Source organism: Acinetobacter lwoffii, assembly GCF_022809915.1.
Classification (GTDB): Bacteria; Pseudomonadota; Gammaproteobacteria; order Pseudomonadales; family Moraxellaceae; genus Acinetobacter; species Acinetobacter lwoffii_M.
On the sequence record NZ_JALGQY010000033.1, the window covers coordinates 19,475 to 32,163 of the forward strand.

The 12,689-nt window shown below is 44.2% G+C and carries 11 protein-coding genes; 6 read left to right on the forward strand and 5 right to left on the reverse strand.

Features of this window, described 5'->3' with window-relative positions; all coding sequences use genetic code 11:
* Position 1: 1 nt before the first annotated feature.
* The gene (locus MTX11_RS13855) at positions 2-2,170 is read right to left on the reverse strand and encodes an AmpG family muropeptide MFS transporter (RefSeq protein ID WP_243475383.1); all 2,169 of its coding nucleotides are present in this window, start codon (positions 2,168-2,170) and stop codon (positions 2-4) included.
* Positions 2,171-2,368: 198 nt separating this feature from the next.
* Between MTX11_RS13855 and MTX11_RS13860 the strand changes: the two genes are divergently transcribed.
* Positions 2,369-4,993 (forward strand): Lon protease family protein, encoded by a 2,625-nt coding sequence (locus MTX11_RS13860; protein ID WP_420909235.1) that lies wholly within the window; start codon positions 2,369-2,371, stop codon positions 4,991-4,993.
* A gap of 90 nt (positions 4,994-5,083) precedes the next feature.
* On the opposite strand, the gene grxD is transcribed toward MTX11_RS13860, so the two are convergent.
* Positions 5,084-5,425 carry a Grx4 family monothiol glutaredoxin gene (grxD, locus tag MTX11_RS13865; protein WP_004279738.1) on the reverse strand — a complete coding sequence of 114 codons (342 nt, stop codon included), beginning with the start codon at positions 5,423-5,425 and terminating at the stop codon, positions 5,084-5,086.
* Between the two features lie 160 nt (positions 5,426-5,585).
* Here grxD and MTX11_RS13870 point away from each other — a divergent pair, with 160 nt between their 5' ends.
* The gene (locus MTX11_RS13870) at positions 5,586-6,797 is read left to right on the forward strand and encodes an aspartate aminotransferase family protein (protein WP_243475384.1); all 1,212 of its coding nucleotides are present in this window, start codon (positions 5,586-5,588) and stop codon (positions 6,795-6,797) included.
* Between the two features lie 59 nt (positions 6,798-6,856).
* Here MTX11_RS13870 and MTX11_RS13875 read toward each other — a convergent pair whose 3' ends face one another.
* From MTX11_RS13875 to surE, 3 genes are all read right to left on the reverse strand, one after another.
* Positions 6,857-7,786, reverse strand: a complete 930-nt coding sequence (locus MTX11_RS13875) for a LysR family transcriptional regulator (protein ID WP_243475385.1) — start codon at positions 7,784-7,786, stop codon at positions 6,857-6,859.
* 91 nt (positions 7,787-7,877) lie between these two features.
* Positions 7,878-8,705 (reverse strand): peptidoglycan DD-metalloendopeptidase family protein, encoded by an 828-nt coding sequence (locus MTX11_RS13880; RefSeq protein WP_004730075.1) that lies wholly within the window; start codon positions 8,703-8,705, stop codon positions 7,878-7,880.
* Positions 8,706-8,799: 94 nt separating this feature from the next.
* Positions 8,800-9,588 (reverse strand): 5'/3'-nucleotidase SurE, encoded by a 789-nt coding sequence (surE, locus tag MTX11_RS13885; RefSeq protein WP_004279734.1) that lies wholly within the window; start codon positions 9,586-9,588, stop codon positions 8,800-8,802.
* 111 nt (positions 9,589-9,699) lie between these two features.
* Here surE and MTX11_RS13890 point away from each other — a divergent pair, with 111 nt between their 5' ends.
* The 4 genes from MTX11_RS13890 (at position 9,700) to MTX11_RS13905 (ending at position 12,532) form a co-directional block, all read left to right on the forward strand.
* Positions 9,700-10,071 carry an MCR_0457 family protein gene (locus MTX11_RS13890; protein ID WP_243475386.1) on the forward strand — a complete coding sequence of 124 codons (372 nt, stop codon included), beginning with the start codon at positions 9,700-9,702 and terminating at the stop codon, positions 10,069-10,071.
* Between the two features lie 161 nt (positions 10,072-10,232).
* Entirely contained in the window at positions 10,233-10,613 is a 381-nt protein-coding gene (locus tag MTX11_RS13895) for an MCR_0457 family protein (protein WP_005104587.1), read from the forward strand.
* Between the two features lie 128 nt (positions 10,614-10,741).
* Positions 10,742-11,890, forward strand: coding sequence for a D-alanyl-D-alanine carboxypeptidase PBP5/6 (gene dacC, locus MTX11_RS13900; protein WP_004646537.1), 1,149 nt, complete (start codon positions 10,742-10,744; stop codon positions 11,888-11,890).
* Positions 11,891-12,001: 111 nt separating this feature from the next.
* Complete coding sequence (locus MTX11_RS13905; protein WP_004730083.1) at positions 12,002-12,532, forward strand: gamma carbonic anhydrase family protein; 531 nt, start codon at positions 12,002-12,004, stop codon at positions 12,530-12,532.
* Positions 12,533-12,689: the final 157 nt, after the last annotated feature.

Genomic DNA, 12,689 nt, shown 5'->3' on the forward strand with positions numbered 1-12,689 from the left:
ATTAATCATCCTTCTGTACAAATTGTTGTTGGTGTTCACCGAGCAGTTTTGCGACCCAAACCACCAGAATCAGAATGGGAATTCCAATTAAAGTGGTCATCAGGAAGAAATTCGGATAACCGATATTGGTCACTATAGTACCCGAATATCCGCCTAAAATCTTAGGGGTCAGGGTCATGAGTGAGCTGAAAATCGCATATTGAACCGCGGTAAATGACACACTGGTCAGGCTCGACAAGAAGGCAATAAATGCAGCACCAGCCAGCCCGGCAGCCAGATTATCGACAATAATGGCAAAATAAAGCCACTTGTCGCTATAAGGTTTAATCACTTTACCACTGACTTCGACCGCATCTGAACTGTTGCCATCCACCACTGTTAAGGGCTGAATATCGACATCCAGATCCTGGGTATTGGCCAAGTGATCATTGACTTGAAACACATGTGTTGTTTGCTGTAGTGCCTGATCATCTTGCATCAAGACGGCACTGATAATATGTGCAGGTAACTGAATCAGTTGTTGTGCAGGAATCGCGGCAGTAAATACGCCTTCACTTTCCAGTTTAGCCTCAATATTTTGATCATTGATTTGCAAAACAATCTTTTGATTCTCTTGCAGTGCTTCACCGACATATTGGCCGCGCACCACAATGGTCTTGTCCTGCTCAGCTGCGGTGAGAGTATTGTCACTGGTGATCGGCAGGATCTGTAACTGAGTGCTGCCCTGTTGTGCAGTCAAATATGGCATATTGACCTGCACTGGTGCTTGATTGGTATTATCTGTATTAAGATAAGCGGCTGTCACTTGCAGCTGTTTACTCTGCGCCAGTATAGCGCTTGGTATACTCAGCTTCCAGTAACCTACTTCATCGGTCTCTGCCTGATAAACCTGATTACCGGCTTTAACTTCCACAGCTGCCAGTTTTTCACCAGACTTGACCAGGCCGATAAAAATCAGGTTGGTAGAACAGGCCAGTACGGCACCGACAAACATCAGTTTCATGATGTTCATCTTCTGGGCCAAGAGCCCGCCAAGGAAACCACCGACTAAAGAGAAAATCACCCCATAGACTTTAACGGCCTCGGCAATCTGTTCTTTACTGAAATTCAGGTCCTGATAGAACACATTGGAAATGACGCCGGCAATAATATCGGAAACCCGATAAAAACCGATCAGCAATAACAACACCAATGCCAGTTTCAAGCCATAACGTTTAAAGAAATCTGCAACCGGATTGACCCAGGTTTCATAGGCCATTTGCTTGTTAACCGCACCCATTTTTACCAAGCTTGCACCAATCGCAAAGGCCACTGCACCCGAGCCAACAAAGCGCAAAGCTTCAAAACAGAACAAGGCAAAGGTATCTTGAATGGCGAATTGTTCGGTGATGCTGGCCACCAGATTGCCCGAATAGATATAGCTCAAGACAAAACTGATCACCGCCACAAAAAATACGGCGACTAAACGGAAATAATCACTGCGCACATAGTGTTTTCGCACACGGTCAACCTGCGGCTCCCGAATGGACAGTGTGGTGATAATACCGACCAGCATGACAGCAGCCATCGCCAGATAGGTCCATTTCCAGGCATCATAGATATAGTTGCCTTTCGCAGTTCCCAAATAGGCCGCCAGAAACAAGGCACCAGCACCGGCCACAATCATCCCGATCCGGTAACCTGCATTATAGGTGGAAGCCAATACGGTCTGCATCTGGGTTTCCGCCAGCTCAATCCGGTAGGCATCAATCACAATATCCTGCGTTGCTGCGGAGAAACCAAGCAGGACAGCACCGAGCGCCATTTGCTGTAAATGTGTGGCACCCAAAGCCGGATCAGAAAAGGCCATAATGGAAATGGCACAGACAATCAGAATCTGCGCAATCAGCAACCATGCACGACGACGTCCCAGAGCCTTGGTCAGAAAAGGGACAGGAAGTTCATCAATGAGCGGTGCCCAGACGAATTTAAACGAATAGCCCAATGCGGCCCAGCTAAAGAAAGTTACTGCACTTTTGCTGATTCCGGCCTCACCTAACCATAAAGACAGACTGGAAAAAATCAGAAGAATCGGCACACCAGCCGAAAATCCCAAGAACAGCATGATCAATGCACGTCGATCTAAAAATGCTGTAAATGCGGATTTCCAACCCGTCGTTTGTGTTGTCATTGCTTTATTATTTTCCGCAGAAAAACCAATTGCTGCTATTCAATCCTGTAATAGCGTATCTTTCAACAAGATTTATATATTTATCACATTTCCGGTTTTTTATTTTCTGGCAAAAGCGACATGTTGGCTTGAATTTTTCAAGTAAATCTGTATACCTTAACTCTCATCAACGTAATATTTCGTTTTGGATTTTCAACAGTGACCCAGAGACTCGATCAAATTAATTCTTCTATTGCCAGCAACACCAGCACAACTCCACAAAAGATCCGCTCAGATTTACTTATCTCTGCATTTGAACAAAGCGAAATTAAAAATACTCTGGACCATACCCGGTTAACATCCACCCAGCTGACGCACATTCCAAACTTAGAAAAAATTCCTGCGTCAACCAAACGGATCAAGCCCCTGAATAACTTTTTGGGCCAAGATCGCGCACGCGCCTCAGTTGAGGCCGGGATTGCCCTGCCTTATTCCGGCTATAACATTTTTGCTGTGGGTACCGCAGGACTCGGAAAACGCACCATGGTGAAGCGTTTGCTGCAACAGCACGCCAAAACTATGGAAACCCCGAATGACTGGGTGTTCGTCAATAACTTTCAGAACCAGCGTCAGCCGATTGCGCTAGAACTGCCCTCAGGTCAAGGGCCGAAATTCCAGGCCATGTTGAATCAAAGCTGGCAAACGATCCTCAAGCAGCTTGAGCGCCGTTTTACTGCAGAGACCTATCATAACCGCATTGAAATGATTCGCCAGGAAACGGGTGATGAACAGCAGCAGGCACTGATCGAACTGACCAAAGAAGGCGCAGAACTGGATCTGAAGCTGATCTCGCGACATGATGAGCACTGTTTTGTCCCTGTGCATCTGATTGATGACAAATTGCAGGAAATGTCTCAGGAAGATCTGAATGCATTAAGCAACAAAGATCGTGCCGAACTAGCCTCTAACATGCGCTATATGGACAAGAAACTGGAACGTTTGGGTTTACACCTAGGTGACCTGGAAGATGATGCACGCGATCGCGTACAGATCCTGAACCGTGATATCGCCAAGCAGGTCGTCTTGCCGCGAGTCGAACAGATTCTAGCGAAATTCAAACATGTGGAAGGTCTGGAACATTATCTGAAATATTATGCCGAAGACATCATCAACAATGTCGAAATTGTGCTGGAACAGGAAGAAGATGACTTCACTCCGGCACTATTCAGCCGCGTTCCGGCACGTTATCAGGCAAATGTAATTATTACCCATAAGCAGAACAGTGGTGCACCGGTGATCTTTGAAGATTTTCCAACGCATTACAACCTTTTGGGTCATGTGGAACAACTGACCCAAAATGGCACGATTACCACCGACTTCACCCTGATTCGTCCAGGTACCTTGCACAAGGCTAACGGTGGCTTCCTGATGCTGGAAGCGGAACAATTGCTGGAACAGCCGTATGCATGGCAAGGCTTGAAGCGCGCGCTTAAATCGGGGCATTTAAAACTGTCTTCACTTGAGCATATGATCACGCTGACCGGCAGTATTTCGATTGAACCTGCCTCAATTCCCCTGAATATCAAGGTCATCTTGCTGGCTGAGCCTGAAATCTATTATGAAATTTTAGAGCTTGAACCAGAGCTAGGCAGCATCTTTAAAATCCGTGCCGATTTCACCGATACATTACAACGTAATGACAATAACGAGCAGGCTTATATGCAGCTGATTGCCGACTATGTGCAATCGGATAAATTATTGCCTTTTGACCGTTCTGCTTTAGCCGCCTTGCTCACAGATTCCAGCCGTCAAGCCGAAGATCAAAGTTCATTGTCATTACATGCTCTGACGCTGGGCGATCTGATCCGTGAAGCACATCATCATGCCTTCCAGGCCGGTGACAAGATGGTTTCAGAAAAACATATCAACACCGCACTGGATCACCGTAAATATCGTCTCGGCTATTTACGTGAACTGTATTGGCAAGATCTGACTCGTGGTACTCAACTGATCGAAACCCGCGGCCATCGTCTGGGCCAAATCAATGCCCTGTCCGTCATTCATTATGCTGATGTCGAATTTGGTCTGCCTTCACGACTGACTGCTTCGGTGTATCAAGGTGGCGGTGATATTCTGGATATCGAACGCAGTGTGGAACTTGGTGGCTCTTTGCATGCCAAAGGCGTGTTACTGATGTCATCCTTCCTGAAAGCGCATTTTGGTCGTGAACAGACCTTACACTTCTCTGCTGCACTGGCCTTTGAACAAAGTTATGGTCAGGTCGATGGTGACAGTGCCACTGTTGCGGAACTTTCTGCCTTACTGTCGGCCATCAGCCAGTTACCGATTGATCAGTCATGGGCCATTACCGGTTCCATGAACCAGCTGGGACAAGTACAGCCGGTAGGTGGTGTGAATGCCAAAATTGAAGGTTTCTTTGATGCTTGCAAGTTACAAGGTCTGACCGGAAAACAAGGTGTGATTATCCCGCGTCAAAATATGCAGCATCTGATGCTGCGTAAAGATGTCACCATTGCTGTGGAAGAAGGTCAGTTCCATATTCACGCGATTGATACCATTGATCAGGCGCTGGAAATCCTGATGGCGCGTCCTGTCGGTACCTTGGATAAAAAAGGTCGCTATAGCAAAAATTCAATCTATGCCGCAGTGATGGCACAGCTGGATTATTGGCAAGCGATTGAAGATGGTGCCGAACTGGTCGAAGTACCCAAGAAAAAGAAAAAAAAGAAGAAGAAAGACAAGAAGCAAATCGTCGAGCCACAAACTGAAGTTGAAGCTGATGTTTCGACAGTTGAACAGCCGGATGCAGCGACAGAGGATTAACTCTGACCTTGACCTAAGCAAAAGTAGAGATAAAAAAAAGCGCTTCTCAATGAAGCGCTTTTTCACATCTGAACTTAATTTAATACAAAATTAAGCATCAGCTGCCGGGCTATACTGTTCAACTAAAGGCTTTAATTCACCTTTTTGGAACATGTCGAGCATGATATCACTACCACCGATCAACTCACCATTGATCCAAAGCTGTGGAAATGTCGGCCAGTTGGCGATTTGTGGTAACATCGCGCGAATGTCCTGGTTTTCCAGAATGTTTACATAAGCAAACGGACGACCAATTTGACTGAGTGCTTCTACTGCACGTGCAGAAAAACCACATTGTGGAAATTGCGGTGTGCCTTTCATGTAAAGAAGTACTGCGTGTTTTGCAATTTGGTCACGAATTAACGCTTCGGTATCGCGTGCTTGTTCAGTCATTGATAAATCCTCAACTCATCTGTCTCGCATTATACCCAAATCCAGGCAAAACAGTATGTCTAAAGCAATAATTCCAATTTTATTTACAATTACCCTTTAAATCTGAGCGGGTTTTTGCTTATATAAGTTTTTCTTTCCACCTAACAGTTAAGAGTTAGTCATGAATAATATTACCCTCGCACCGGTACAAACTGATCAACCGTCTCATTTGATGCCTGTTTTTGGCCGTCAACCGATCAGCTTTGTCCGAGGACGAGGTGCATATCTTTATACCGAAGATGGTACAGAGTATTTAGATGCATTAACCGGAATTGCGGTATGCGGTTTGGGCCATGCGCATCCAGTCATTGCCGAAGCGATTGCTGAACAGGCAGCGACCCTGATTCATACCAGCAACCTGTTTGAAGTGCCTTGGCAAACCGCTGCCGCACAGAAACTGGCTGAAGTTGCAGGTATGGAAGAAGTATTTTTCTCCAACAGTGGCGCAGAATCAAATGAAGGTGCAATCAAAATTGCACGTAAATTTGGTCATATGCAAGGCATTGCCTCGCCTAAAATCATTGTTGCCGACCAGTCTTTCCATGGTCGTACTATGGCCACCTTATCTGCTACAGGCAATAAAAAAGTGCAGGAAGGCTTTGGCCCACTGGTTGAAGGTTTTGTCCGTGTACCTTTTGGTGATATCGAAGCGATTGAAGAAGCGGCAATCAATCACCCGGATATCGTAGCGATTTTGGTTGAGCCTATTCAGGGTGAAGGCGGTGTGAATACCGCACCTCAAGGTTTCAGCTATTTAGAAGAAATCCGTCATATCTGTAACCAGCACAACTGGCTGATGATGCTGGACGAAGTACAAACTGGTAATGGCCGTACCGGTAAATATTTTGCTTACCAGCACACCAATATTATTCCGGATGTACTGACCACAGCCAAAGGCTTAGGAAACGGTTTCCCGATTGGTGCAGTGATGACCCAAGGTCGTGGTGTCGGCGTATTAACTGCTGGAAATCACGGTTCTACCTATAGCGGTACAGCACTGGGTTCGCGTGTGGTCTATACCATTCTCGATATTATGCAAAAAGAAAATATCGTCGCGAATGCTGCTGAAAAAGGTGCTTATATCGTTGACCAGCTACGCAACAAACTGGCAGATCAAAATGTCATCGTACGTGGTTTTGGTCTGATGATCGGGATTGAATTACCAAAAGAATGCGGTGATCTGGTTGCGATTGCACGCGATGAATACAAGATGATTATCAATGTCACTGCAGGCAATGTCGTTCGTCTGTTACCTACCCTGAATATTACCCAGGAGCAGGCAGACCAGTTGATCGAACGTCTGGTAAAAATGATCAAAGCTTATTTGGCATAAAGTCCTAGCCTAAAAATTAAAAAAGCCGCTCTAAAGCGGCTTTTTTATTATTCTGCATTCTATGATGCGTTTTGTAACATACGTCCGCCAGAGATCTGGCTAAAATATTGTTTCAAGGTATCAAGACAACGAAGAATTTTTGTCGGTTGTTGTTCACGTTTCGGAATAACCGCATACAGTGTAATCGGTGGCAGTCTCCATTCAGGCAGAACTTCAACTAAAGTACCGTTAAGCAAATCCTTTTTAGCATCAAGATATAAAACCTTGGCAATCCCATTGCCCTGCAAGCACATCGATTTCGCAACCAAACCGTTATTGGTACTGAAACGGGATTTCAGTTCAAATTCGGCTTTTTCTGCAGTATTTACATGTTGAAAATGGTAATACTGATGGTTTTTAAGCTGTTTCAAAGGTAAGACCTCATGATTTTTAAGGTCATCAGGTCTCGAAATAATAGTGCTTTGATTAATATAACTCGGTGTCGCCACCAGAATTTGCTCAATCTGTATCAATGGCACAACCTGAAGATTATGCTCATCATTTTTCTGTTCAAATCTTAGGGCGATATCAACCCGCCCATCCAACAAATCAACCTCATGATTGTTTGTTTCTAAATGTACTGCCAAGCCACGATGTGCAGCCATCCAATGAGAAAGTGCAGGAATCACATGATTCGCGCATAATTCTGGCAAAGAAACGATACGCAGCTCACCCACAAGATCATCACGTAATTCATTGATCCGGACTTTACCGCGTTCAGCAGCAGATAACATTTCTTGACAGCTATGGAAAAAAGCTTGTCCCGCTTCGGTCAGACTTAATTTTCTCGTCGAACGATTTAGAAGTACGACTTCCATATCGTGTTCTAACGAGCGAATTTGTTGACTGACGGCGCTGGTTGTAATCCCTAATTCACGGGCAGCACCGCTAAACGAGTTCTTCTCCACAACGCAAGCAAAGACACCCATTGCTCGAAGTTGATCTAACATAAATTTCCCTCTAAACTTATGAGGTGCTTCATCATTTGATAAAAGCAACTTATTGTATTATACGGTGAAATTTACACTTTGCATTATTTATTTAATTGTTTGGTAAAACTGCAGTAGGATTAATAGGTTTGCCGTCTAAGCGCACCTGAAACTCTAGCATGGTACGGTTTGTACCAGTCGATCCCATTTCTGCAATTTTTTGACCAGCCGTTACATTTTGGCCACTTTTCACATTCAATTTACTGTTATGTGCATAAGCGGTGATATAGCCATTGATATGCTTTACCAACACCAGATTGCCATATTCTTTCAGGCCATCAGCGGCATACACCACCTGCCCGTCTGCTGCTGCAAATACCGGATCACCGACATTGCCACTATAGCGGGTGCCCTTGATATTAGAAGCTAAATTGTATTGCTGAAGAATCGCGCCATTCGATGGTTTAACCCAACGTAGACCTGCTGCAGTAGATACTGTTACAGGTGCAGATGTACTGACGCGTGGTGTGGTTTGTACTGTCGTTGCTGGTGTAACCGGTGCCGGTGTAGGCACTGCAATCGTTTGACGCTGGATTGGCGCTGCCTGAGTCACTGCCTGGGTACTGGTGCTACGGCGCGCAGTATTGGTTTTCAGGCGGATCGATTGTCCGACATAAATCCGGTAAGGCGCACTGATATCATTCATCTCGGCGACACTGATATAGTTCAGTCCATAACGTGCTGCAATCCCACTCAATGTATCTCCTGAACGCACCGTATAGAAATCAGGAGCTGTTGCATAACGCGTTGCATTATTCACCTGGGGTTTGGTGGCACAACCGGTAATTACTCCTGTAGAAATAACAACGGTCGATAAAACGAGGGTTTTAATCAGGGTTGCAGGCGAAGCTACGACACATTTCGGTAACACCAAGAACATTATCTTCCTCTCTAATGCTATACGGTTGCAAAATTCCGTTAAGATTAGCAAAGTTTTACGGCAATATACTTGCAATCGCGAGTTTTTCACAAAGTTATAACACTAAGGACGCATTTTCTGCCAATTGTGTTTGTAAATTCCGCAGACTCTCATAATTGGTAGCATCCATCTGAATCGGGGTAATACTGACATAGCCATTGGCGACCGCAGAGAAGTCCGAATCAATTTCGTTAAATCCTGGCTTAGGGTCTGCGACTGCTTCTCCTGAGAGTCCAATCCAGAATACCTGACGACCACGCGGATCTATATGACTCGTCACCGGTTTAGACTGACGGCGGCGACTTTGATATGTCACTTTTTCACCCTGCAATTCAGTTACATCTGGAATATTGATATTAAAAATATGTCGCTCAGGCAGAACAGGCAAACCACGAGCAATAAAATCATGCACCCATTCGGCGGCCAACTGATAATCCTGAGGCTGCTGATAGCCACGTACATTCGGCCCACTCAGTGATACGGCAATCGCAGGATGTTTAGTTAAACGACCTTCAAAGGCCGCCCCGACTGTACCGGAATACAAGATATCATCTCCCAGATTTGCGCCGCTATTTATCCCGCTAACCACTAGGTCAAATTCAAAATCAAATAGCCCGTTCATAGCCAAGTAAACGCAATCTGCCGGCGTCCCATTAACCGCCCAGACATCAGGAGAAATCTGGATTGGGCGTAAAGGGCGGTCCAAAGTTAAGGCACTAGAAAAGCCACTGCGTTCACTTTCCGGTGCCACAATCACCACTCGCCCCAAAGGCTTTAGCGCTTGCGCCAAAGCCTGAATACCGGGTGCAAACACCCCATCATCATTTGAAACTAAAATATTCACTAAAAAATCTCGTTACGCTAAAAAATGACTGACTAGGACATTTCATTGTATTAGTGCAGGAATTATATATATTTATTGCTCGACATCCATCTTTATAATATGTGGCTCAAGATGATTAAAAAATTCTCTTTACTTAGCGCTCTCACTTTAAGCTTGGCAGCATTTATTTCCCCTTCAGTCATGGCAAACGATCTGACTGTTGAAGAAAACAATACCATTGTAAAAGAAGATATTGCATCAGCACAGGTTATGGCTGAAGTTTGCCCGGCAATCATTGGTCAAAATCCAAAATTTAACAGCACCGTTGAACAATTGATCCAGTCTTATCTTGCAGACTACTCAGATAAAGGCATGAGCTATCAAAAGCTACAGGCAAACAGTGAATATAAATCTTTACTTGAAGAAGCACGTCAGGGTGCAAAGCAAACCAGCTCAGACGAGCAGAAAACTGTCTGTGAAGAAATGCTGAACTACCAAGGCTAAGCCAGCTAAATTTTCAAATAAGACGGTGTAAACATCGTCTTATTTTCTCTTACAGATTTATTCATAATTCTACAGCTTCGCTACATTTTCCCACTTTTCAATTTCAAAAATAAGTTTAAGCTAGGCAAATTATTGTTCTAAATCCATTTTTTGAGTTTTCAATGAAAAATCCAATATTCCAAGCTTTAACATTCTGCGCAATTTCTGCCGCCACTCTTTTGGGAACTTCTGCATTTGCAGCCGATGAAAACATTAATGTTACCCCAACTCAGCAAGTGACCAAACAGGAACTGGCAGCCATTTATGTTCTTTCAGAAATCTGTCCAAGCATGGTCAAAGACAAGTCACAGTTTAATCAGGGTTATACCAAGCTGGTGACTGAGTATATGCCGGGCCAGCGTAATCCGGTTGAAAGCTTAAACCAGATGGCTAAACAGAACGATTTCCGCAATATTCTGGCCGAAGCACAATCGGATGCCAAGAAAGCCGGCAAGAAAAAAAATCAGGTGATTTGTAATGAATTAACCACCTATAACAATTAAGCTGCTTTTCTGCCGATAACTTACAATACTTTTGAAATAAGACCGGGTTTCCCATAGAAGTCAGCCTAGCTTTGTCCTAAAATGCTAGGCTCTTCGTGCTTACATCAAGATATAGGAACCCACTAGAAATGACCCAAAAAACTGCCCTTGCTGCATTATTATTAGTTCCTAGTTTTAGCTTTGCAGCAACTGTCCTATCTGCACCACCAGAATTGAATAATAAATCCTACGTGCTAATGGACTACGAGACAGGGCAACTTCTCGCTTCAAAAAATGAAAATGAAAAATTAGCCCCTGCTTCAATGACCAAGATGATGACCAGCTACATCATCGAACAAAAACTATTGAGCGGTGAACTCACTGAAGATGAACAAGTGCGCATGAACGAGTCAGCATGGTGTCGCGGCAGTAGCGCGGAATCATGTATGTATGTACCTTTAAATGGTACGGCAACTGCACTTGAAATGCTTCGCGGGATTATTATTCAATCAGGGAATGATGCATCGAAAGCCATGGCTGAACATATTGCAGGGAACGAGGGTACCTTTGCACATATGATGAACCAGGAAGCTAAACGTATTGGCATGACCAATACCAGCTTTATCAATTCAACCGGTATGCCGGCTGAAGGTCATTATTCAACTGCCAAAGATATGGCAACGCTGGCACAACACATCATTAAAGACAGTTCTAAGTATTATCCGATTTATGCGGAAAAAGAATTTACCTTTAATGGCATCAAGCAAGGTAACCGTAATGCCCTGCTATATACTGATCCGAGTGTAGATGGTTTAAAAACTGGCCATACTGATGAAGCTGGTTATTGTTTGACCACCTCTTCAAAACGTGGACCTACACGTTTGATTTCAGTGATTTTTGGTGCACCAACCATGCAGGAACGTGCGACACAAACACGTGAATTGCTGGCTTGGGGTTATGCAAACTTCGAAACCAAAAATGTTCAACCGGCTAAACAGGTACTTGCCAAAGCCAAAGTTTGGTTTGGTAAGGAAGATGAAGTTCAGATCGGTCTTGCTGAAAACTTTAACGTGACCATGCCAAAAGGTCAGGCTAATGCGATTAAAACCCAGCTGGTGGTTCAGCCTAAACTGACTGCACCTTTACAGCCTGGTCAGGTCGTAGGTAAATACGTAGCGACTCTGGATGGTAAAGTAATTTCAGAAAAACCGTTGGTGGCTTTAAACGCGGTTGAAGAAGCTGGTTTCTTCGCACGTATGCTCGACCACATTAAACAATTCTTCTCAAACTTGTTCTAAGTTTAAATAGACTGTTTTAATCCCTGACTAAGACCAAAGCACTCATTCAGATGGGTGCTTTTTATTTTATACTATGCACATGATCCTTAAACTTTTAATGAGCAGATCACCATGAGCCAAAACATTCGTTCTTATTTAGACACGACTCCACAAATTGATGAATCGTGTTATATCGATCCGATGGGAATCGTGGTCGGCGATGTGGTCTTGGCTGAAAATGTCTCTGTCTGGCCTTTTGCCGTGATTCGTGGTGATGTTAATTCGATCCGGATTGGTAAAAACTCGAATGTTCAGGATCATGCCATGTTGCATGTCAGTCATAAAAAAGCCGATAAACCGAATGGTTCGCCTTTGATCATTGGTGAAGATGTCACGATTGGCCATCATGTGACATTGCATGGTTGTACGATTGGTAATCGCGTATTAATCGGGATTAACAGCATTATTCTGGATGATGTCATCATTCCGGATGATGTGATGATTGGTGCAGGTACACTAGTTCCACCGGGCAAAGTTTTGGAAAGTGGTTGGCTCTATGTGGGCAGCCCTGCCAAAAAAGCGCGTCCGCTCACTGAAAAAGAAATGGCATTCTTGCCATATTCTGCACAAAATTATGTGAAAGTTTCAAATAACTATAAATAATGCTCAGTTTCGCATAAGAGATTTCATGTTAAATGAATTTCAGAACGTGTCGATGCGGTGCGTGAATCATAATCTCAGTCGGCTTTGTTGCACAAAGATTTGAAATGCAAAGCGCCCCTAATTGAGCCAAATTTAAGGCGTAACTTGGGTAAGTGGT